Source organism: Pseudomonas lopnurensis (assembly GCF_015070855.1).
Taxonomy (GTDB): domain Bacteria; phylum Pseudomonadota; class Gammaproteobacteria; order Pseudomonadales; family Pseudomonadaceae; genus Stutzerimonas; species Stutzerimonas lopnurensis.
Map to the genome: position 1 here is coordinate 46371 of NZ_JADDIX010000033.1, position 22542 is coordinate 68912.

General features: G+C 66.9%; 17 protein-coding genes. 6 read left to right on the forward strand and 11 right to left on the reverse strand.

Annotated elements, in window-relative coordinates; all coding sequences use genetic code 11:
• Positions 1 to 269: 269 nt before the first annotated feature.
• Both katE and IN820_RS06880 read left to right on the forward strand, forming a co-directional pair.
• Positions 270 to 2405 (forward strand): catalase HPII, encoded by a 2136-nt coding sequence (katE, locus tag IN820_RS06875; protein ID WP_193680258.1) that lies wholly within the window; start codon positions 270 to 272, stop codon positions 2403 to 2405.
• 213 nt (positions 2406 to 2618) lie between these two features.
• On the forward strand, positions 2619 to 4103 hold the full coding sequence (locus IN820_RS06880) for a DASS family sodium-coupled anion symporter (RefSeq protein WP_193680259.1): 1485 nt from the start codon (positions 2619 to 2621) through the stop codon (positions 4101 to 4103).
• 63 nt (positions 4104 to 4166) lie between these two features.
• Here IN820_RS06880 and IN820_RS06885 read toward each other — a convergent pair whose 3' ends face one another.
• From IN820_RS06885 to zur, 4 genes are all read right to left on the reverse strand, one after another.
• Positions 4167 to 4664, reverse strand: coding sequence for a YgjP-like metallopeptidase domain-containing protein (locus IN820_RS06885; protein ID WP_193680260.1), 498 nt, complete (start codon positions 4662 to 4664; stop codon positions 4167 to 4169).
• A gap of 163 nt (positions 4665 to 4827) precedes the next feature.
• Positions 4828 to 5610 carry a zinc ABC transporter permease subunit ZnuB gene (gene znuB / locus IN820_RS06890; protein WP_193680261.1) on the reverse strand — a complete coding sequence of 261 codons (783 nt, stop codon included), beginning with the start codon at positions 5608 to 5610 and terminating at the stop codon, positions 4828 to 4830.
• Positions 5611 to 5621: 11 nt separating this feature from the next.
• On the reverse strand, positions 5622 to 6392 hold the full coding sequence (gene znuC / locus IN820_RS06895) for a zinc ABC transporter ATP-binding protein ZnuC (RefSeq protein WP_193680262.1): 771 nt from the start codon (positions 6390 to 6392) through the stop codon (positions 5622 to 5624).
• A complete protein-coding gene (gene zur, locus IN820_RS06900) occupies positions 6389 to 6874 on the reverse strand; it encodes a zinc uptake transcriptional repressor Zur (protein WP_193680263.1) in 486 nt (161 codons plus the stop codon). Before zur ends, znuC begins: the two co-directional genes overlap by 4 nt.
• Before the next feature lie 64 nt (positions 6875 to 6938).
• On the opposite strand from zur, the gene IN820_RS06905 reads away from it, so the two are divergent.
• A complete protein-coding gene (locus tag IN820_RS06905) occupies positions 6939 to 7880 on the forward strand; it encodes a zinc ABC transporter substrate-binding protein (protein ID WP_193680264.1) in 942 nt (313 codons plus the stop codon).
• A gap of 139 nt (positions 7881 to 8019) precedes the next feature.
• Here the strand turns inward: IN820_RS06905 and IN820_RS06910 are convergent, their stop codons facing one another.
• Positions 8020 to 9345: an aspartate aminotransferase family protein gene (locus IN820_RS06910; protein ID WP_193680265.1), complete on the reverse strand. Its 1326-nt coding sequence runs from the start codon at positions 9343 to 9345 to the stop codon at positions 8020 to 8022.
• A 192-nt stretch (positions 9346 to 9537) separates the two neighbouring features.
• Here IN820_RS06910 and IN820_RS06915 point away from each other — a divergent pair, with 192 nt between their 5' ends.
• Positions 9538 to 11031, forward strand: coding sequence for an aldehyde dehydrogenase (locus tag IN820_RS06915; protein WP_193680266.1), 1494 nt, complete (start codon positions 9538 to 9540; stop codon positions 11029 to 11031).
• Between the two features lie 234 nt (positions 11032 to 11265).
• Here the strand turns inward: IN820_RS06915 and IN820_RS06920 are convergent, their stop codons facing one another.
• The 5 genes from IN820_RS06920 to IN820_RS06940 form a co-directional block, all read right to left on the reverse strand.
• Entirely contained in the window at positions 11266 to 12906 is a 1641-nt protein-coding gene (locus IN820_RS06920; RefSeq protein ID WP_193680267.1) for a diguanylate cyclase, read from the reverse strand.
• Positions 12899 to 13285 carry a response regulator gene (locus IN820_RS06925; protein WP_193680268.1) on the reverse strand — a complete coding sequence of 129 codons (387 nt, stop codon included), beginning with the start codon at positions 13283 to 13285 and terminating at the stop codon, positions 12899 to 12901. Before IN820_RS06925 ends, IN820_RS06920 begins: the two co-directional genes overlap by 8 nt.
• On the reverse strand, positions 13282 to 15705 hold the full coding sequence (locus IN820_RS06930; protein WP_193680269.1) for an ATP-binding protein: 2424 nt from the start codon (positions 15703 to 15705) through the stop codon (positions 13282 to 13284). Before IN820_RS06930 ends, IN820_RS06925 begins: the two co-directional genes overlap by 4 nt.
• 167 nt (positions 15706 to 15872) lie before the next feature.
• Complete coding sequence (locus tag IN820_RS06935; protein WP_193680270.1) at positions 15873 to 16256, reverse strand: response regulator; 384 nt, start codon at positions 16254 to 16256, stop codon at positions 15873 to 15875.
• Positions 16257 to 16306: 50 nt separating this feature from the next.
• On the reverse strand, positions 16307 to 19270 hold the full coding sequence (locus IN820_RS06940) for a PAS domain S-box protein (RefSeq protein WP_193680271.1): 2964 nt from the start codon (positions 19268 to 19270) through the stop codon (positions 16307 to 16309).
• 370 nt (positions 19271 to 19640) lie between these two features.
• Here IN820_RS06940 and desA point away from each other — a divergent pair, with 370 nt between their 5' ends.
• Both desA and IN820_RS06950 read left to right on the forward strand, forming a co-directional pair.
• Positions 19641 to 20831: a delta-9 fatty acid desaturase DesA gene (gene desA, locus IN820_RS06945; RefSeq protein ID WP_193680272.1), complete on the forward strand. Its 1191-nt coding sequence runs from the start codon at positions 19641 to 19643 to the stop codon at positions 20829 to 20831.
• A gap of 117 nt (positions 20832 to 20948) precedes the next feature.
• Complete coding sequence (locus IN820_RS06950) at positions 20949 to 21947, forward strand: GGDEF domain-containing protein (protein ID WP_193680273.1); 999 nt, start codon at positions 20949 to 20951, stop codon at positions 21945 to 21947.
• A gap of 132 nt (positions 21948 to 22079) precedes the next feature.
• Here IN820_RS06950 and IN820_RS06955 read toward each other — a convergent pair whose 3' ends face one another.
• Positions 22080 to 22502 (reverse strand): VOC family protein, encoded by a 423-nt coding sequence (locus tag IN820_RS06955; RefSeq protein ID WP_193680274.1) that lies wholly within the window; start codon positions 22500 to 22502, stop codon positions 22080 to 22082.
• Positions 22503 to 22542 lie beyond the last annotated feature (40 nt).

The window sequence follows — 22542 nt, forward strand, 5'->3', positions numbered from 1 at the left end:
TACCGGGGTGTCCGGCGAAAGCCCGGCATTCTACCGCATGTGGCGAAAGGGCTCATGTGGCCGGTCAAGTTCTTCGAACGGCTGCATCGCGGGTCGCAGGACCATAGTTTTCGCAAATCGTCGGGATAGACAAAGGAAATCATGCGGCGCAGCAACCTTGTTCTTCCGGGCGTGGTCACTAACCGGTACGCCGTGAATCGATCACGTACCAGGCCCCGCATGCGGTCCGATCGTTCGCGGTTCAGCCCACCCGCTAACCGAGGCCCATCATGACGGACAAGACTCCCACGCAGAGCGAACTCGCCGGCACCGATACCGTCGACCGCGCCAACCACAACGCCAAGCTCGACCAGCTGGAACGCTTTCGCGCCGATGCCACCGGCGAGGCGCTGACCACCAACCAGGGCGTGAAGATCGCCGACAACCAGAACACGCTGAAGGCCGGCGGCCGGGGGCCGTCGTTGCTCGAAGACTTCATCATGCGCGAGAAGATCACCCACTTCGACCACGAGCGCATCCCCGAGCGGATCGTCCACGCGCGCGGCGCCGCGGCGCATGGCGTGTTCGTCAGCTATGGCGACCACAGCTGGCTGACCAAGGCCGCGTTCCTCGCCGCCGAAGACAAGGAAACCCCGGTGTTCGTGCGCTTCTCCACGGTGCAGGGCTCGCGCGGCTCGGCCGACACGGTGCGCGACGTGCGCGGCTTCGCCACCAAGTTCTACACCGACGAGGGCAACTTCGACCTGGTGGGCAACAACATGCCGGTGTTCTTCATCCAGGACGCGATCAAGTTTCCCGACTTCGTCCATGCGGTGAAACCCGAGCCGCATAACGAGATCCCCCAGGGCCAGTCGGCCCACGACACCTTCTGGGATTTCGTCTCGCTGACCCCGGAGTCGGCGCACATGGTGCTCTGGGTCATGTCCGACCGCGGCATCCCGCGCAGCTACCGGGCGATGGAAGGCTTCGGCGTGCATACCTTCCGCATGGTCAATGTCGAGGGCGTCAGCCGCTTCGTCAAGTTCCACTGGAAGCCGGTGGCCGGGGCCTTCTCGCTGGTCTGGGACGAAACCCTCAAGCTGGCCGGCAAGGACCCGGACTTCAACCGCCGCGACCTGTGGGAATCCATCGAGATGGGCGACTACTTCGAGTGGGAGCTGGGCGTGCAGGTGGTCGAGGAGGCCGACGAGCACAGCTTCGACTTCGACCTGCTCGACCCGACCAAGATCATTCCCGAGGAACTGGTGCCGGTGCGGAAACTCGGCAGGATGACCCTCAACCGCAATCCGGACAACTTCTTCGCCGAGACCGAGCAGGCCGCCTTCCACACCGGCCATATCGTGCCGGGCATCGACTTCAGCAACGATCCGCTGCTGCAGGGCCGGCTGTTCTCCTATACCGACACCCAGCTGCTGCGCCTGGGCGGGCCGAACTTCCACGAAATTCCGATCAACCGGCCGGTCTGCCCGTTCCACAACAACCAGCGCGATGCCTTCCACCGCCAGACCATCCACAAGGGCCGCGCCAGCTACGAGCCCAATTCCATCGACGCCGGCTGGCCCAAGGAAACCCCGCCGGCGGCCAGCGGCGGCGGTTTCGAGAGCTACCCGGAGCGGGTCGAGGGCCACAAGATCCGCAACCGCAGCGAATCCTTCGGCGACCACTTCTCCCAGGCCACGCTGTTCTGGAACAGCATGAGCGAGCCGGAGAAGGAACACATCATCGGCGCCTACACCTTCGAGCTGGGCAAGGTGGAGCGGATATTCATCCGCGAGCGCCAGGTCAACGAGATCCTCGCCAATATCGATCTGGAACTGGCTCGCCGGGTCGCCGAGAACCTCGGCTTGCCGGCGCCGACGAAACCCTCTGTGCCGAAGAAGGAGCCGACGCCGCCCAGCTCGCCGGCGTTGAGCCTGATGAACCACCTTTCGGGCAATATCAAGTCGCGCAAGGTCGCCATCCTGGTCGCCGACGGCGTCGACGGCGCGGCGGTGGATGCGTTCAAGGCCGAACTCGCCAAGCAGGGCGCGCTGGCCAAGCTGATCGGTCCCTCGCCGGCACCCGTGACCACGGCCGACGGCAAGCAACTGGTGACCGATGCGGCGATGGATGGCATGCCCTCGATCGCCTTCGATGCGGTGTTCGTGCCGGGGGGCGCCGCGAGTGTCGAGGCCATGAGCAAGAACGGCGTGGCCAAGCACTACCTGCTGGAGGCCTACAAGCACCTCAAGCCGATCGCCGTGCTCGGCGAAGCGCGTCAGTTGCTCGCCGCGCTGGCCCTGCAGCCCGATGCGGGACTGCTGGAGGGCGATGACGTGGCCGGCGTGTTCGGCAATTTCGTCCAGGCGCTGGGGCAGCATCGCATCTGGGCGCGCGAGGCAATGGCCGAAAGCATTCCGGCCTGATGCCTGCTGGGCCCGGTCCGGGCTTCGTGCCCGGGCGGGCCCTTCCCGGTTTCTCCCGTCCATCGGAACGCCGGTCGAACGCAGTGGCGTCGTGGCCCGCCTTCGTGCGGCTTTTTTTGAGTCGCAAAGGCGCGTCATAGACCCATGTCATGACCGCGCGTGCATGGCTCGCCCATGCTGGAGGCACTTTCTGTCAGCCGATGGAGCCTCGCCATGAGCGAAACCCCTACCGCAACCCGCCACGGCCTGCTGGGCATCCCGACCGGCCTCGTGGTGGCCGTCCTGGCGCTGGTCGGCGTGCTGCTGCTGCCGTTGCCGGCCGATCTGCCGGTCGCCGGCCAGCGCGTGCTGGCGATCCTGGTGTTCGCGGTGATCGTCTGGATCACCGAAGCGGTGTCCTACGAGGTCAGCGCGATCATGATCACCGCGCTGCTGGCCTTTCTCGTCGGCACGGCGCCCACGGTGGACAACCCGGACGTCGTCTACGGTACCTCGAGGGCCATCGGCATGGGCCTGTCCGGTTTCGCCAACCCGGCCCTGGCGCTGGTGGCCGGCGCGCTGTTCATCGCTGCGGCGATGACCCTGACCGGGCTCGACCGGCGCATCGCCCTGGTCACCCTGTCGAAGGTGGGCACCCGTTCGCGGCACATCCTGGCCGGTACCCTGGTGGTCATCGTGCTGCTCAGCCTGGTGGTGCCCAGCGCCACGGCGCGCGCCGCCTGCGTGGTGCCGATCATGCTCGGCATCATCGCCGCGTTCGGCATCGACAAGCGCTCGAACTTCGCCGTCGGCATGATGATCATCGTCGCCCAGGGCACCAGCATCTGGAACATCGGTATCCAGACCGCGGCGGCGCAGAACCTGCTGCTGGTGGGCTTCATGGACAAGCTGCTCGGCGAGCGGGTGAGCTGGATCGACTGGCTCATCGCCGGCGCGCCATGGGCGGTGCTGATGTCCGGCGTGCTGCTGGCCGTGGTGCTGCGGCTGCTGCCGCCGGAAACCGAGCGGATTGCCGGCGGCAAGGAGGCCGTGGCGCGCGCCCTCGCCGAGCTGGGCCCGATGACGCCCGTGCAGAAGCGCCTGCTGGCGGTTTCCATCGGGTTGCTGCTGTGCTGGGCCAGCGAGGGCAAGCTGCACAGTTTCGATACCACCAGCACCACCTACGCCGGGCTGGTGATCCTGATGCTGCCGCGCATCGGCGTAATGAACTGGAAGCAGGTGCAGGCGCGAGTACCCTGGGGTACGGTGATCGTCTTCGGGGTCGGCATCAGCCTCGGCACGGTGCTGCTCGCCACCCAGGCCGGGCAGTGGCTCGGCGCCCAGGTGGTGGCGCACACCGGGCTCGGCGTGGTCGGTCCGCTGGGCATCTTCGCCATCCTCGCGGCCTTTCTCATCGTCATCCACCTGGGCTTCGCCAGTGCGACGGCGCTGACCTCGGCGATGCTGCCGATCCTGATTTCGGTGCTGCTCAGCCTGCCGGAGGAGTTCAGCCGCCTGGGCATGACCATGCTGCTCGGTTTCGTGGTCAGCTATGGCTTCATCCTGCCGATCAACGCACCGCAGAACATGGTCTGCCTGGGTACCGAAACCTTCACCGCGCGGCAGTTCGCCAAGGTGGGCCTGCTGCTGACCCTGATCGGCTACCTGAGCATGCTGCTGTTCGCGGTGACCTGGTGGCGCTGGCTGGGCTGGATCTGAGCGGCTGTTCCTTATCGCCGCAGGGCCGACACGCGGCAGATCGTGGACAGGCTCCGAGGCGGTTCAGCGGTCGCCCAGCTCGCGCCAGTGCAGGAACAGACGCAGGTCGAACTCGATCTGTCCGTACCCCGGCAGCATGTGTTCGCACAGCTTGTAGAACGCGCGGTTGTGCTCGCTCTCGCGCAGGTGGGCCAGCTCGTGCACCACGATCATCCGCAGGAACTCCGGCGCGGCGTCCTTGAACAGCGCGGCGACGCGGATCTCCTTCTTCGCCTTCAGTTTGCCGCCCTGCACCCGCGACACCGCGGTGTGCAGGCCGAGGGCGCGGTGGGTGAGGTCCAGGCGGTTGTCGTAGAGCACCTTGTCGATCGCTGGGGCGCTTTTCAGATGCGCCTGTTTCAACTGCTGGACATAACCGTACAGCGCCTTGTCGCTCTGCACCTGATGCCGTTCCGGATAGCGCCGGGCCAGATGGTCGCCCAGGCGCTCCTCGGCGATCAGCTGGCGAACCTGCGCCAGCAGCGCTTCAGGATAGCCGCGCAGGTACTTGAGATCGGTCATGGCCTGTGGCCTGTGCGGTGAGTTGGTTGAGGCAAGTTCGGATGAACATGGTTCCGAGACAAGGCGCTGCGACGAATCATAGCGGGGCTATGGCGAGGAGCAGCAACGCAGTATCGGGGCCATGGGCGCCGAAATTGACCAACTGAACTTACCAAACAGGCCACTAACGCTTCGGCCAGGCGAAGCTGAGCAGGAACAGCGCGGCGGCGCTGACCACGATCGACGGGCCGGCCGGGGTGTCCTCGAACCAGGACAATGCCAGGCCCAGGCACACCGCGACGATGCCCAGCAGGCTCGCGCCCAGGGCCATCTGCTCCGGCGTGCGCGCATGGCGCTGCGCGGCGGCGGCGGGGATGATCAGCAAGGATGTGATCAGCAGCACGCCGACGATCTTCATCGCCACCGCGATCACCACGGCGATCAGCAGCATCAGCGCCAGGCGGATCGCCGCCACCGGCAGGCCTTCGACCTTGGCCAGTTCCTCGTGCACGGTGATCGCCAAGAGCGGCCGCCACAGCGGAATCAGCATCAGCAGCACCAGCGCGCTGCCGCCGACGATCCAGGCCAGCTCCGCCGGCCCGACCGCCAGCAGATCGCCGAACAGATAGCCCATCAGGTCGATGCGCACATCGTCCATGAAGCTCAGCGAGACCAGGCCGAGCGACAGCGTGCTGTGGGCGAGGATGCCCAGCAGGGTGTCCGAGGCCAGCGGCTGGCGCTGCTGCAGGGTCACCAGCAGCAGGGCGAGCAGCACGCAGCCGACCGTCACCGCCAGGGTCAGGTTGACGTCCAGCATCAGTCCGAGGGCGACGCCGAACAGCGCGGCATGGGACAGGGTGTCGCCGAAATAGGCCATGCGCCGCCAGACCACGAAAGAGCCGAGCGGGCCGGCGACCAGCGCCAGGGCGAGCCCGGCGAGCAGGGCGTTGAGAAGGAAATCGGGCATCTGAGGCTCTGTTAGTGCTTGCAGTTCGGGCCGTGGACGTGGGGTTTGCCGACCACCACGCTGCCGTGCAGGTCGTGGCTGTGGTCGTGCTGGTGATGGTAGATCGCCAGGCTGCGCGCATCCTGGCCGAACAGCTCGACGAAGGCCGGGTCGCTGCTGACCTGTTCCGGATGGCCCGAGCAGCAGACGTGGCGGTTCAGGCAGACCACCTGGTCGGTGGCGCTCATCACCAGGTGCAGGTCGTGGGAGACCATCAGCACGCCGCAGTGGTAGCGGTCGCGCAGCACGCCGATCAGCCGGTACAGCTCGGCCTGGCCGGCGACGTCGACACCCTGCACCGGCTCGTCCAGCACCAGCAGCTCCGGTTCGCGCAGCAGCGCGCGGGCGAGCAGCACGCGCTGCATTTCGCCGCCGGAAATCTTCTGCAGCGGGCTGTCGATGACGTGCTCGGCACCGACTTCGTGAAGCGCGGCGAGGGCGCGGGTGCGGTCGACCCTGGGCACCAGGCGCAGGAAGCGCAGCACCGACAGCGGCAGGGTGGCATCGACGTGCAGTTTCTGCGGCATGTAGCCGATGCGCAGCCTCGGCTTGCGCCAGACCAGCCCGCGATCGGGCTCGAGCAAGCCCAGTACGGTGCGTACCAGGGTGGTCTTGCCGGCGCCGTTGGGGCCGATCAGGGTGACGATCTCGCCACGATGCACCTGCAGCTGCGCGCCTTCCAGCACCGCCTGCCTGGCGAAATGCACATGGATGTCGTCCAGCCGCAACAGCACTTCGCTCATGCTGCGCTCCGGCACGGCGCGCAGAGGCCGACTACTTCCACGGTCTGGCCCTCGACGGCGAAACCCACGGTGCGGGCGGCGGCGTCGATGGCTTCGGCGATGGCCGGCTGCTCCAGCTCGATGGCGGTGTGGCAGTTGCGGCAGATGAGGAACTGGCCCTGGTGCGGATGCTCCGGATGGCTGCAGCCGATGAAGGCGTTGAGCGAAGCGATGCGGTGCACCAGGCCGTTTTCCAGCAGGAAATCCAGCGCCCGGTAGACGGTCGGCGGGGCGGCGCGTCGGCCGTCCTGCTTGCTCAGCACGGCGAGGATGTCGTAGGCGCCGAGCGGCTTGTGGCTCTGCCAGACCAGCTCCAGCACGCGCCGGCGCAGGGCGGTCAGACGCACGCCCTGGCGCGCGCAGAGCGTATCGGCTTCGGCCAGCGCATGGCTGACGCAGTGGTGGTGGTCATGGGGCGTGCAGGCCAGAGGGGTCTTGGGCATGGGCGGCGACGTCGTGGTGAAGAGACGTTATTATGTACCAATTTCCTCCCTTCGAGTGATGCCCGTGAGCCGTCTTTTTTCCCTTTCGCTGTTTGCCGCGCTGCTCGTTGGCACCGCGACCGTCCATGCCGAAGTCCGCGTGCTGGCCAGCATCAAACCGCTGCAGCTGATTGCCGCAGCGGTGCAGGACGGTGTCGGCGAACCCGACGTGCTGCTGCCGGCCAGTGCCTCTGCGCACCATTATGCGCTGCGCCCATCCGACGTACGGCGCCTTCGCGATGCCGAACTGTTCTACTGGATCGGCCCGGATCTGGAGAATTTCCTGCCGCGTGCGCTGGACGGGCGCAAGGGCCCGAGTCTCGCCGTGCAGGAGCTACCGGGGCTGACACTGCGGCATTTCGGCGACGCGCAGGGCGATCATCATGAACATGATGGCCACGATCACGCTGCGCCTGTCGACGAGCCTGACCACGATCATCGCCCCGGCAGCCTCGATGCGCACCTCTGGCTGCTGCCGGCCAATGCGCGGGTGATCGCCGGACGCATGGCCGCCGACTTCGCCGCCGCCGACCCGGCCAATGCCGAGCGCTACCGGGCGAACAGCGAGGCCTTCGCAGAGCGACTGGAGGCGCTGGACGCGCGCCTCGCACAGCGCTTCGCCGGGGTGCGGGACAAGCCGTACTTCGTCTTCCACGAGGCCTACGACTACTTCGAGGCCGCCTACGGCCTGCGCCACACCGGCGTGTTCAGCGCTGGCGGCGAGGCGCAGCCGGGGGCGCGGCATGTCGCGGCCATGCGCGAACGATTGCAGCAGGCCGGGCCGAGCTGCGTATTCAGCGAACCGCCGACGCGCCCGCGCCTGGCCGAAACGCTGACCAGCGGCCTGCCGGTGAAGATGGCCGAACTGGACGTGCTCGGCGTCGGCGTGGCAGCCGATGCCCAGGGCTACGAGCGGCTGCTCGAAGGCCTCGGCAACGCCCTGGCCGACTGCCTGGATTCGCTGTGATGCCCATAGCCTGTAGGTTGCGGTTGAGGCGCGCAGCGCCGAAGCCCAACTCACGCCGAAGCGTTGCCTGGCACATCGTTGGGCTTCGCTGCGCTCAACCCAACCTACGCCCACCTACCTAACGTGAGGGGCCGGTCTTTCAGCCGGCCTGGCGGATGCCGTCGGCGAACTGCGCGATCATCGTGTCGATCTGTGGTTTCTCGATGATCAGCGCCGGCGACAGGGCGATGGTGTCGCCGCTGGCGCGCACCATCAGGCCGTTCTCGAAGCACTCGCGGAACACCTCGTAGCCGCGCTTGCCGACGCCGTCGGCGTGCATCGCGAACTGCACGCCGGCGACCAGGCCGACGGTGCGGATGTCGGTCACGTTGGGCAGGTCCTTGAGGCTGAACAGCGCGTCCTGCCAGTAGGATTCCAACTCGATGGCCTTCTGGAACAGGTTCTCGCGCTGGTAGATCTCCTGGGTCGCCAGGGCCGCCGCGCAGGCCACCGGATGGCCGGAATAGGTGTAGCCGTGGAAGAACTCGATGGCGCTTTCCGGCCCGGTCATGAAGGCCTCGAACAGCTTGTCGGCGACGAACACCGCGCCCATCGGTATTGCGCCGTTGGTCAGGCCCTTGGCGCAGGTGAGGATGTCCGGCGTAACGCCCCAGCGCTGCGCGGCGAAGGGCTCGCCGACGCGGCCGAAGCCGGTGATCACCTCGTCGAAGATCAGCAGGATGCCGTGCCTGGCGGTGATCTCGCGCAGGCGCTGCAGGTAGCCCAGCGGCGGCAGGATCACGCCGGCCGAACCGGACATCGGCTCGACGATCACCGCGGCGATGTTCTCCGCGCCGTGCAGGGTCACCAGGCGCTCCAGCTCGTCGGCCTTTTCCACGCCATACTGCGGCAGGCCCTTGCTGAAGGCGTTGCGCTGCAGGTCGAGGGTATGCGGCAGATGGTCGACGCCGGGCAGCAAGGCGCCGAAGGCGCGGCGGTTGTTCGGCATGCCGCCGACCGAGATGCCGCCGAAGCCGACGCCGTGGTAGGCCAGCTCGCGGCCGATCAGGCGGGTACGGGTGCCCTGGCCGATGGCACGCTGGTAGGCCAGCGCGACTTTCAGCGCAGTGTCCACCGATTCCGAGCCGGAGTTGGTGAAGAACACCCGGTCGAGGCCTTCGGGGCTGATGGTGCTGAGCTTCTCCGCCAGCTCGAAGGGCAGCGGATGGCCCATCTGGAAGGTCGGCGCGAAGTCCATCTTGGCGATCTGCCGACTCACCGCCTCGCTGATCTCGCGCCGGCCATGGCCGGCGTTGCAGCACCAGAGGCCGGCGGTGCCGTCGAGAATCTTGCGGCCGTCGCTCGCCGTGTAATACAGGCCTTCGGCGCTCTCCAGCAGGCGCGGGCTGGCCTTGAACTGGCGGTTCGCGGTGAAGGGCATCCAGAAATGGTCGGGCGATGCGCTGGGGTGGAAATCGTTGGCCATGGTGAGCTCCGGCAGGGATGCGAGTGGCGGCTATGCTGTGGCGATAGCACAGCGGATGCGCCGAGTCTATGTTTAATAAAACGAACAAAACAAGGCATAAAGCGCTCGTTCGTAAAAAATATTGATACGCCCCGAGCCACTGGTTTAGGGTGCCCCTTCCAGTAGCCCCGATACCGAAGAAGAGGACGCTCCATGACCACCCTGACCCTCGCCGACTGGCAACAGCGTGCCCGCGACCTGCGCATCGAAGGTCGCGCCTTCATCCAGGGTGAATACCTCGACGCGGTGGCGGGCGGCCGCTTCGACTGCATCAGCCCGGTGGACGGGCGGCTGCTGGTGCAGGTGGCCGCCTGCGAGCAGGCCGATGCCGACCGCGCGGTGTCCAGCGCGCGGGTGGCATTCGAGGCCGGCGTGTGGGCGAAGCTGGCGCCGGCCAGGCGCAAGGCGGTGCTGATCCGCTTCGCCGACCTGCTGGAAGCGCACCGCGAGGAGCTGGCGCTGCTGGAAACCCTCGACATGGGCAAGCCGATCGGCGACTCGCTGGCGGTGGACATCCCCGGCGCGGCGCGGGCGCTGCGCTGGAGCGGCGAAGCGATCGACAAGCTCTACGACGAGGTGGCGGCCACGCCGCACGATCAGTTGGGCCTGGTCACCCGTGAGCCGGTGGGCGTGGTGGCGGCCATCGTGCCATGGAATTTCCCGTTGATGATGGCCTGCTGGAAGCTCGGCCCGGCATTGGCCAGCGGCAACTCGGTGGTGCTCAAGCCGTCCGAGAAATCGCCGCTGACGGCGATCCGCATCGCCCGTCTGGCGCTCGAGGCGGGCATTCCCGCCGGCGTGCTCAACGTGCTGCCGGGCTACGGTCACACCGTGGGCAAGGCGCTGGCGCTGCACATGGACGTCGATACCCTGGTGTTCACCGGCTCCACGCGCGTGGCCAAGCAACTGATGATCTACGCCGGCGAGTCGAACATGAAGCGTGTCTGGCTGGAGGCCGGCGGCAAGAGCCCGAACATCGTCTTCGCCGATGCGCCGGATCTCCAGGCGGCGGCCCAGGCGGCGGCCAGCGCCATCGCCTTCAACCAGGGCGAGGTCTGCACCGCCGGTTCGCGGCTGCTGGTGGAACGTTCGATCAAGGCGCGCTTCCTGCCCATGGTGGTCGAGGCGCTCAAGATGTGGAGGCCGGGCAACCCGCTGGACCCGGCGACCAACGTCGGCGCGCTGGTGGATACCCAGCAGTTGAACAGCGTGCTTGGCTATATCGATGCCGGGCGGGAGGCCGGGGCGCAGGTGCTGGTCGGCGGCCAGCGCACCCTGGAGGAAACCGGCGGGCTCTACGTCGAGCCGACCATTTTCGATGGCGTCGACAATGCGATGAAGATCGCCCAGGAGGAAATCTTCGGCCCGGTGCTGTCGGTGATCACCTTCGACAGCGCCGAAGAGGCCATCGCCATCGCCAACGACACCCCCTACGGCCTGGCCGCCGCGCTGTGGACCGCCGACCTGTCCCGGGCGCACCGCACCGCACGCGCCCTGCGTGCCGGCAGCGTGTGGGTCAACCAGTACGACGGCGGCGACATGACCGCGCCGTTCGGCGGCTTCAAGCAGTCCGGCAACGGCCGCGACAAGTCGCTGCATGCGTTCGACAAGTACACCGAGCTGAAGGCGACCTGGATAAAGCTTTAGGAGCAGCTTCAAGCGGCAAGCCATAAGCTGCAAGCGGCAAGTAGATGCCAGAGCGGAAAAGCTGACGGGCTTTGGGCTCCGTCCCGCACACTGATTCGCTTGCAGCTGTAGGTCGGGTCACGCTTCACCGACCCGGCGAGCGGAGTCACGGTGGATGTGAAAAACGACATCCACCCTACGCTCGCTTGCAGCTTGCAGCTTGCAGCTTGCAGCTTGCAGCTTGCAGCTTGCAGCTTACTGCTGCGCCACCTGCACCTGGTTGCGGCCGCTGTGCTTGGCGACGTAGAGCGCCTGGTCGGCGCGTTCCAGCAGGATGCCGGGGGCGGTGCGGCCGTCGGTTTCGCTGATGCCGGCGCTGAAGGTGACGCTGAAGGTGCGCGCGTCGCCGCTGTTGAAGCTGAGCGCGGCGAAGCGCCCGCGGATCTCGTCGAAGATGCGCCTGGCCTGCAACGCCGAACACTCCGGCAGCACCGCGACGAATTCTTCGCCGCCATAGCGGCCGAGGCTGTCGATCCGTCGCAGGCGCTGGCGCAGCAGGTTGGCCAGCGCGCGGATCACGTTGTCGCCAGCGGCATGCCCGAAGCGATCGTTGACCTGCTTGAAATGGTCGAGGTCGAGCATCACCACGCTGGCCGGCTTGCCGCTGCGGGTGGCCCGCTGCACTTCCAGCGCCAGCTGCTCCTTGATGTCGGCGTGCTTGAGTAGCCCGGTCAGGCTGTCGCGCGCCAGCGCCGTGCTCAGCGAGCGGGCGCGCTGGGCATGGGAATACACCGAGGCGATCAGTGCGTTGTCGCTGATCGGTTTGGTGATGAAGTCGTCGCCGGCCTGCAGCAGCGCCGCCATCTGCCGCTTGATGTCGGTTTCCGCGGAGAGGTAGATGATGGTCACTCGCAACCACTCGTCATGCAGGCGGATCATCTGCGCAAGCTCCGGGCCGGAACAGCCGGGCATGTTCACGTCGAGCAGCAGCACCTCGGGATTGAAGCTGCGCATGGTGTCGAACAGCCGGGTGGGCTCGGCGAGGATCTGCACCTGCATCTGCGAGTTGCGCAGCACCAGGCTATAGCGTGCCGCCAGCTCGGCATCGTCGTCGACGATCAGCACGCGGAAGGGTTCCTGCTGGCGGTCCAGGCAGCGTTCCAGGCTGTTCTCCAGCTGGGTGATGTCCAGTGGCCGCGCGAAGAACCCCTGGGCGCCGGCACGCACCGCGGCGAGCTGGCTGGCGAAGTCGAAGTGGTCGTGAATCACCAAGAGCGGCAGCGGAGCTTTCAGTTGCTGCTGCAACTGCGCGACCCGCTCGAGCTCGCTGTCCTGCTGCACGCTGACGATCAGCGCATCGGGCAACCGGGCGTCGACGGCGTCCTGCAGGGCCGTGAAATCGCGCAGGGGGCTGACCAGGTAGCCGAAGTTGCGCAGTGTCAGCGCCATGTTGGCGCCGGCCTCGGGGTCCGTCTCCAGCAGGTAGATACGGCAGGCGGGTGGCTGCTCGTCCGGATTTTCCCGGGGTTCCAGCACCGCGGCCTGCAGCGCCTTGCCTGGCGTCTCGCGCGCCAGCTGCTCGATCGCGCGGGCCAGGGCCTCGAGCGTTCGGGTCGTGGGCCTGGCCGCTTCCAGCCAGCGATCGGCGCGCTGCTCCAGCCGTCTTGCGCGCTCGCCGAGCGGGTCGAAGCCGAAGGTGCCGGCGGCACCGGCCAGCCGGTGCAGACGCTCGCGCAGCGCCAGCATCCGCTGCCGGCGGCTGTCTGCGGTGCAGCTGCGGCGCAGCTCGTCGGCCAGGCCGGCGAGTTCGGCGAGATCGCTGTGCAGCCGCTGGGCGAATTGCTGGTTGAGCCGTTCGAGCTGCTTCTGCAGTTCGAGGTGGGCCTGGTCATTCATGCTCGGCCTCCCAGATTTCGCGCAACTGGTCGGCCAGTTGCAGGGGGTCGAAAGGTTTGTTCAGCACCCGCCGCACGCCGAGCTGGCGCAGCGCGTCGAGGCGCTCGGGCTGCAGGTGGCCGGTGAGGAACACCACCGGGATATGCTTGAGATCCACCACGTCCGCCAGCTGGCGCACCAGCTCGATCCCGTCCATCTGCGGCAGCATCACGTCGAGCAGGATCAGGTCCGGGGCGAAGGCCCGCACCTGTTCCAGCGCCGCCTGGCCGGAAGGGCAGCTGAGCACTTCGAAGCCGCCGAGCTTTTCCAGGGCGATGCGGGTCACGACCTGGATCGACGGGACGTCCTCGACATGCAGAATGCGCTTGAGCTGTTTCATGGCTGACTCTCGCTGGCCGCGACGGGCCGCTCGCTACAGGGCAACTCGAACCAGAAGCAGGCGCCTTGGCCGGGCTCGGAGTCGAAGCCGATGCGCCCGCCCATGCGCTCGACCAGTTCCTTGCTGATCGCCAGGCCGAGGCCGGTACCGCCCTGCGGGCGGCTGTCCGACGAATCGGCCTGGGCGAACTTCTGGAAGACGCGTTCATGGAATTCCGCGGCAATGCCCGGTCCTTGATCTCGGACGCTGACGCGCACCCGGGCGTCACCGAATTCGGCCGACAGGTCGACCCGTTCGCCTGGCGGCGAGAATTTAGCCGCGTTGGAGAGCAGGTTGCTCAGCACCTGATGCAGGCGCATGGCATCGACGTCCACCTGCACCGGTGGGCATTCGCCGACGTGCAGCCTCACCCCGTGCTGCTCGGCATAACTCTGGTTGCTATGCAGGGCCTGCTCGAGCAGCGGGCGTAGCGGCTGGCGGATCAGGTCGAAGCGCATCTGGCCGGCATGCAACTTGTCCATGTCGAGCAGGTCGTCGATCAGCGCGCTGAGGCGCTGGCTGTTCTGGCGGGCGATTTCCAGCAGTTCGCGCAGCTGCGTCGGGACTTCGCCCATGACTTCGGAGCAGATCAGCGTCAGTGCGCCGGTGATCGAGGTCAGCGGCGTGCGCAGTTCGTGGCTGACGGTGGAGATGAATTCGCGCTGCAGGCGCTCGATGCGCTTGCGCTCGGTGATGTCGTGCATCACCGCGACCGCGCCCATCGGCTGACCGTCCGAGGTGTACAGTGGGTCGGCATTGGTCAGCACATAGCGCGGCGCGTCCTGGCCGAGCAGCACCATTTCATGGTCGCTGACGTGTTCGCCGTGCAGCGCACGCATCAGCGGAATCTGCTCGGCCTGCAGCGGGGTGACGCCATCGGGCTGGTAGAGCCGATAGTGCCGGGCCCAATCGGCTGGCGAGATCGGCGCGGTATCGGCGCCGTGCCACTGCTTGGCTCTGTCGTTGAACAGGGTCAGGCAACCGTCGGCATCGCAGGCGATGACCGCCTCGCTCAGCGCCTCGAGCAGGCGCCGGTTCATTTCCTGCTGCTTGTCCAGCTCCAGCTGTTCGGCCTTGCGCGCGGTGATGTCGGTGACGAAGCCGTGCCAGAGTATCGAACCGTCGGGCTGGCGCAGTGGCTTGGCATGGGCTTCGACCCAGATCAGGCCCTTGCGCGGATGCTCGACGCGATGCTCGCTGTGCCAGGGCGTCAGGCTGTTGGCGGCCTGACGGATGCCGGCCAGCAACTGGGCGCGGTCGGTCGTGTGGACCCGGGCGTAGATCGGCGCGAAGCTGCTGGCCAGTTGCGCCGGGCTCAGGCCGTAGGTCTGTTCGATGCCCTCGCTGACGTAGGGGAAGCCGCCGGCGCCATCGGGCCGCCAGTGGAACTGGAAGAGCATGCCCGGCACCTGCGCGGCGATCTGCTGCAGGCGCAGTTGCAGCTGTTCCTGGTAGGCCAGGTCGTAGGCATTGACCAGATAGCCGCGCAGCCGCTCCTGCTCGTCGCGGATCGCCGTCACGCCGAGCAGTACCGGTACCTCGCTGCCGTTGTGGTGGCGCAGGCGCCACTCGGACATCTCGCGGCGGCCCTGGTGCAAGGGGGCGATCAGCACCGCGAAGTCGGCTTCGACCGGCACTCCCAGTTCACTCGACAGAATCGCGGCGCGCCGCTGTAGTGCCTGCGGCTGGAACAGCGCCGAAGTCAGCGGGTGGCCGAGCAACGCCTGTTCGCTGTAGCCGAGCAGGCGCTCGGCGGTCGGGTTGACGCTGCTGACGATACCGTCGGGGCGGGTCACCAGCACCGCGCTGGAGGCGCTGTCGAGAATCGCCTGCTGCAGTGCGGCCTGTTCGGCGTGGCGGCGTGCCAGCAGGCGCTGCTCGAACAGGCGGATGACCTGGCGGGCGAGGCGTTCGAGGGTGTCGCGCTGCTCGGCGGTCAGTTGGCGTGGCTGGCGGTCGATGACACAGAGGGTGCCGAGATTGTGGCCGTCGGGCGAGGTCAGCGGCGTGCCGGCGTAGAAGCGGATGTGCGGATCGCCGGTCACCAGCGGGTTTTGTCGAAAGCGGGGGTCCTGCCGGGCGTCGGCCACCTCGAAGATTTCCTGGCCGAGGATGGTATGGGTGCAGAAGGAGATTTCTCGCGGGGTTTCGCTGACTTCCAGGCCGACACGGCTCTTGAACCACTGGCGGCGCTCGTCGACCAGCGAGATCAGCGCGATGGGCGTGCCGCACAGGCGGGCGGCCAGTTCGGTGAAGTCGTCGAAGTCGGCTTCCTCGGGGGTGTCGAGGATCTCGTAGCGCAGCAGCGCGGCCAGGCGCGACAGCTCGCGCGGTTGGGACGTGGCTGGCGGTGACGCCGGACTCGCTTGCGGTGACTCCATCGTGAGGCCTTACCGATTCGTTGAATGTCACCCGGGCCGACGGGCACGGATTCGTCGCATTGCAGGTTGGCTGGGGCGCCGAGGGCGAGCCCGGCGAGGCCCGACGAGCGGGGTGCCGGGTCAGCGCTTCGGTGTGCGCCGGGCTCCGGCGCGACCGCAATGAAACGCTAGCGGCCAGCGGCCCAGATGCTGCGAATCTGCTCGGGCAGCCGCATCGGATCGAACGGCTTGACGATCACGTCGCGCGCGCCCAGCTTGCGCAGGTGCTCGATCTCGCCGGGCTGCACCTTGGCGGTCATGAATGTTACCGGAATTCGCTGCAGATCGATTCGTTCACGCAGCCTGGCCAGCGTTTCCGGGCCGTCCATGCCCGGCATCATCACGTCCAGCAGGATGAAATCGGGCGCGAAGCGTTCGACTTCCTCCAGTGCCTGGGCGCCGGAGGAACAGGACAGGACCTCGTAGCCGCCGATCGCTTCCAGGGCCAGCTTGGTCACCGCCTGGATGGAGGGGTCGTCTTCGATATGCAGGATGCGCCTTAGCTCGGCCATTACTTCTCCGTGGTCGGGGTGGTGTCGTGCGGCCGCATCTTGCGGATCGTTCAAGGTTGTTCGGGGGCTGCGGGAGCGAGCGGCAGCTCGCACCAGAAACAGGCGCCATGCCCGGGCTCGGATTCGAAGCCGATGCGCCCGTGCATGTGTTCGACCAGTTCCTTGCTGATGGCCAGGCCGAGACCGGTCCCGCCCTTCTGTCGGGTGTCGGAGGAATCCGCCTGGGAAAACTTCTGGAACATGCGCGCATGGAATTCCGGCGCGATGCCCGGCCCCTGGTCGCGAACGCCGATCCGCGCCCAGTCGCCTCGGTGTTCGCCGCTCAGCGTCACGACCCCGCCTTTGGGCGAGAATTTGACCGCATTGGAGATCAGGTTCGCCAGTACCTGCTGTAACCGGTCGTCGTCCGCGACGATCTGCAGATCCGCCACCGGCAGCAGGATCAGGCGCACGTCGTGCTGCGCGGCATAACCCTGGTTGCTGTCGATTGCCTGCTCCAGCTGCGCCGTCAGCGAATGCGCGTGGAGTTCGAGCGTCATCTTGCCGGCGACCAGCTTGTCCAGGTCCAGCAGGTCGTCGATCAGCCGGCCCAGGCGCAGGCTGTTCTGGTGGGCGATCACCAGCATCTGGCGCATCGCTGCCGGCGGTTCGCCCAGTGCGCCGCCGACGATCAGGCCGAGGGCGCCGGATATCGAAGTCAGCGGTGTGCGCAGTTCGTGGCTGACGATGGACACCAGCTCGCTCTTCATCCGCTCGATGCGCTTGCGCTCGGTGATATCGCGCACCAGGCCGATGAACTTGCGCTGGCCGTGGTGAGTGATCTGCGAAACGCGCAGTTCGATGGTGAAGGTCTCGCCATTGCGCCGCAGGGCGGTCAGCTCGCGGTTCTGTTCCAGAGCGCGCGGCGTGCCGCGCTGCGCATAGGCGGCCAGGTAGCCGTCATGGGCGGAGCGATCCGGCTCGGGCATCAGCATCGACAGGTTGCGACCGATCATCTCCTGCGCGCTGTAGCCGAAGATCCGTTCGGCGGCGTGGTTGAAGGTCTCGATGATGCCGCGGGCGTCGATGATGACGATGGCGTCGATCACGTTGGCGATCAGCATGCTCAGGTAGTGCTCGCGCTCGCGCATCTCCTCCTGGGCCAGCGCCTGGGCGGTGATGTCCCAGATGAAGCCGTCGCACCAGCCGGTCGGGTCGTCGCGCTCGCGCAGCACGCGGGCCTTTTCGCGCACCCAGACGGTCTGGCCGTCGGCGTTGATCAGCCGGTAGATGCCCTCGAACACGTCCTGCTCCGGGTTCTGCCGGGCCAGCGGGCGATCGTCGGGATGGATCAGGCTGGCATAGCTGCGCATCTGGTCGCCGACGAAATCGCTGGCAGGATAGCCGGTCAGCCGTTCGATGCCGTCGCTCAGGTAGCTCATGTTGCGCTGGCCGTCGTTGCGGCAGCGATAGACCACGCCCGGGAGGTTGCCGACCATCGCGCGGAAGCGGCTTTCGCTCTTCTGCAGCGCGCGGGTGGCCTCCATCAACTCGCTGATCTCAGTGATGAAGCCGTGCAAGACCACCGAGCCGTCGTTCAGGCGTTCGGCCGTGGCGCGACCCTCGGCCCAGAGCAGGCCGCGCTGCGGATGATGGATGCGGAACTCGATCGTGCCGCTGCCGGGGGCGACGGCCAGGCGCAGCAGGGCGGCCCGCAGGCGTGGCAGGTCATCCGGATGCACGTCGATCAGGGCCCGCGCGGCATCTTCGATCAGCAATGCCGGCTGAATGCCGAAGAGCTCATGGGCTCCTTCGCTGACGTAAAGAAAGGCATAGCGCCCATTGGCGAAGCGTTTGAGCTGGAACACCATGCCCGGCAGCAGGCTGGCGATCTTCCGGGCGCGATCGAGCAGGCGCTGGCGGCGGCGGGCCTGTTGTCGCTGTTCCAGGCGGTGCTGTCGGTGCACGGCGATGCGCCGTTGCAGCAGGATCGCCAGCAACAGCAGCAGGGCTTCGGCGATCAGCCAGGCCAGGCTCCATTTCACCAGCAGCCGTCGTTCGGCCTGGCGATGTTCGTGCTGCATTGCGCTGATGTCGCGCCATACCAGCGCCGCGGCCTTGGGTGGCCGGCGCGGCTCGGAGGGACGGCTGTCGTGCAACGGAATCTGGTTGAGCAGGAAGGTGCGCCCGTCGGCTTCGAGCAGGCGCAACGCCATGCCGCTCTCCGGTGCGGGCAACATGTCCATCTCGGCCCAATGCAGGATCTGGGTGGCCGAAAGACCGACCAGCAGCCAGTTGCTGTCGCTGCTCAGCCGTACACCGCTCGGCGGGTCGACCTGTGCCGCGCGCAACGCCCGCTGATCGACGATCAGGGCGAGCCCGGCGGCCAATTGATCGCCGAGATCGTCCAGCTTCGGCAGCGCGTCGTAGCCGACTTCCAGCGCACCGATGATCGGGCTGTCGGGCTCTTCGCTGGCACGCAGCGGGACGATGGTGCGGCTGCTGGCGCCCTGCGGGTCGACTTCCAGCCCGGATTGCGCGACGCCTTCCTCCAGCGCGCGGCGCAGCAGCGGCCGCTGCGCTGCGACCGCGTCGCCGAAGGCGTCGGGTTGCTGCATGCGCAGCACGGCGATCCCCGGCGTGCCCCAGAACACCTGCAACTGCAGCGCCTGATGACGCTGCATCGACTTCCAGGCAGGGGTCAGCGCGGCCCGCAGGCGCTGGCGCAGCACGCCGACATGGGCGTCGTCCAGGGCTTCACCGTCGCGCAGTGCCTTGTCGATGCGGCGCATCCGGCGCAGCACTTCGGCGTTACCGGCCAGGGCGGTGGCAACCATGTCGGCCTGCCGGCGCTGATTGAACTGTGCGCTCTGCAGCGCCAGGCTCTGCAGTTCGCCGTGGGTTTCGATTTCCAGTTGCCAGGCCACATCACGGGCGCGGAAGTCGTTGCAGGCCAGACTGCCGAACAGCAGGACGAGCAGCAGGCTGCCGAGTGCGAATGTCCAGTGGGGCGTGGAGATACCGGAAGTGTTCATGCCGATCGGCGACTCGCGCGGCTGTGCCCGGCGTCGCTCGGCAGTACGCAGCGGGTCAGGCGCCCAAGGCAGTGCTCAACGTACGACGGATGCATGAGCCGTATTTTTCCAGGAATGAAAAAAGAAGAATGATAGCGCTATGCCATCTCCGTCGATAGCGATCGACGCTCGTGTCGGTAGCAAACGAGCCAGGACACGGCCTTTCGCGAGGCGCTGGCGATTGCAGCCGAATCTGGCTAAAAAATCATCAGTTATGCGACGGTTGGCAGGCTCGACCCGGGATGTGGGAGTGTTAGGCTGCGAGTGACGCTTGAAAGATTTCCATGAATCCTCGTTCAAGACTTCCGAGGCACACGCGAGGCACACGTATATGTGGCACACCGGTTTACTCGACCTGTCGATCTGGCAGCTCATCGCGACCACGCTGTTGCTGACGCATGTCACCATTGTCAGCGTCACGGTCTATCTGCATCGCTATTCGGCGCATCGCGCGCTGGAATTGCACCCCGCGCTCAAGCATTGCTTCCGATTCTGGCTGTGGCTGACCACGGCGATGAACACCCGCGAGTGGACCGCCATCCACCGCAAGCACCACGCCAAGTGCGAAACCCCCGACGACCCCCACAGCCCGGTGCACAAGGGCCTGGGCACGGTGCTGCGCAAGGGTGCCGAGCTGTACATGGCGGAAGCGAAGAACGAGCAGACGCTGCGCATCTACGGCAAGAACTGCCCGGACGACTGGATCGAGCGCCACCTCTACGCGCGCTTTCCCAACCTCGGCATCGTGCTGCTGCTGGCGATCGACCTGGCGCTGTTCGGCGTCATCGGCCTGAGCATCTGGGCGGTGCAGATGATCTGGATTCCGTTCTGGGCCGCCGGCGTGGTCAACGGCCTCGGCCATGCCGTCGGCTACCGCAACTTCGAATGCCGCGACGCGGCGACCAACCTGGTGCCCTGGGGCATCCTCATCGGTGGCGAGGAGCTGCACAACAACCACCACACCTATCCGAATTCGGCCAAGCTCTCGGTGCGCAAGTGGGAATTCGACATGGGCTGGGCCTGGATTCGCCTGTTCAGCCTGCTCGGTCTGGCCAGGGTCAACCGTACCGCACCGATCGCCCATCGGGTGGAGGGCAAGCACCATCTGGACATGGACAGCGCCATGGCGATCCTCAACAACCGCTTCCAGATCATGGCGCAGTACCGCAAGCTGGTCATCGTGCCGCTGGTGCGCCAGGAGCTCGACCGCGCCGATGCCTCGGTGCGCCATCAGCTGCGCCGCGCCAAGCGCCTGCTGGCGCGGGAACCGAGCCTGCTGCAGCAGGAGCAGCAGGCGCATATCGAGGCCATGCTGGCGCAGAGCCAGGCGCTCAAGGTGATCTACGAGAAACGCCTGGCGCTGCAGCAGATCTGGACGCGCACCAGTGCCAACGGCCATGACATGCTGGCGGCGATCAAGCAGTGGGTGCATGAAGCCGAAGCCAGCGGCATCCAGTCGCTGCGCGAATTCGCCGAGCACCTGCGGACCTATTCGCTGCGGCCGTCCGTCGTGCCCGCCTGACCGTCGGCGCGCCTGCCGGCCGGGGCTAGGAACTTTGCCGCTTGCCGACTCTCTGAACAGCATTCCAATCAATGCAGTACCGCTGCCCATGCGCGGCGGTCGTTCAGGAAGAAAATCATGCAGTTGGCGAGCAATCGGGGTGACACGGGAATGGGCATGCTGCCGGGCGGCGACGCGCAGACCTTGCTGGCGCTGATGCATGCACGGGCCGAAGCCGCGCGCCTGGGCGAGCGCGAGCAGCTGTTCAGCACGTTGCTGGGCGGGGTCAATGCGGTGCTCTGGGCCTTCGATTGGCAGGCCCAGCGCATGATCTACGTCAGCCCCGCCTACGAGCGCATCTTCGGCCGCTCGCCGGCCCTGCTGCTGGCCGACTACGGCGAATGGCGCAACGCGATCTATCCCGACGATGCGGAATACGCGCAGAAGAGCCTGCTCGCCGTGCTCGACGAAGGCGCCGTGGAAACCCGCGAGTACCGCATCATCCGTGGCGACGGCCAGTTGCGCTGGCTGAGTGACAAGTGCTTCCTCGGCCGCCGCGCCGAGCAGGGCCAGGGTCCGATCATCGTCGGCATCGCCGAGGACATCACCGAGAAGAAGCAGCTCGAAGGCGAGCTGCAGCGCCTGGCCACCACCGACGTGCTGACCCAGAGCAGCAACCGCCGGCACTTCTTCGAATGCGCCCGCCGCGAATTCGACCATGCCCGGCAGTTCGCCACGCCGCTGGCGTTCCTCTTGCTGGATATCGATGACTTCAAGCGCATCAATGACACCCATGGCCACCAGATGGGCGATCAGGTGCTGCAGAAGGTCGCCCGCTGTGGCGCCGCGGTGCTGCGCCAGAGCGACCTGTTCGGCCGCATCGGCGGTGAGGAGTTCGCCGCCTTGCTGCCGGGCTGCCAGCCGGACCTGGCCGAGCAGATCGCCGAGCGGCTGCAGCGCGAGATCGAACGGGTGGCGTTCACCGCCACCAACGGCGAGCGCTTCCGCGTCACCGCCAGCCTGGGCCTGACCTACCTCAAGGCCAGCGACGCCGAGCTGAGCGCGGTGTTCGCCCGCGCCGATGCGGCGATGTACAAGGCCAAGCGCCTGGGCAAGAACCAGGTGATCGTGGCCTGATACGGGTCACGATGGATGGCGTGGGTTGATCGGCCGCGTAGGTTGGGTTGAGCGCAGCGAAGCCCAACAGGCATGGGCATAAACGTGTTGGGCTTCGTCGCTGCGCTCCTCAGGCTACGCGCCCGACCCAACCTACGTCCTCATCCCGGCTACCCCGAGTTCGTCGTAACCGCGGCCGAGGAACTGGATGAGGCACAAGCCGTGGCCGAAGGGGTCGGCCAGCAGCGCCAGCCTGCCCCATGCGTGGCTCGTCGCCGGCTGTTCGAGTCGTGCGCCGTGGGCAATCGCGTTGCGCAGCGTGGCGTCGATATCCTCGACGACGAAATCCAGGTGGAGCGGCGTCCAGTGGCGCTCATAGCTGCGCAGCTGCGTATTTTCCGTGGGCGAGACTGGCGTGCCGGCTTCCTTGAGCAGCAGATAAATCGGCGCCGGGCCGCCGAGCAGCTCGACGGCGAAGCTGCCCAGGCGGCGCCCGACCCGCAGGCCGAACACCGCGCTGTAGAAGTCGACGGCCCGCTCCAGGTCGTCCACGTCGAGATTGACCAGGAAATCCATTCCATCCCCCTTGCGCGTCCGCAAGCGCCTGCATGCGGCA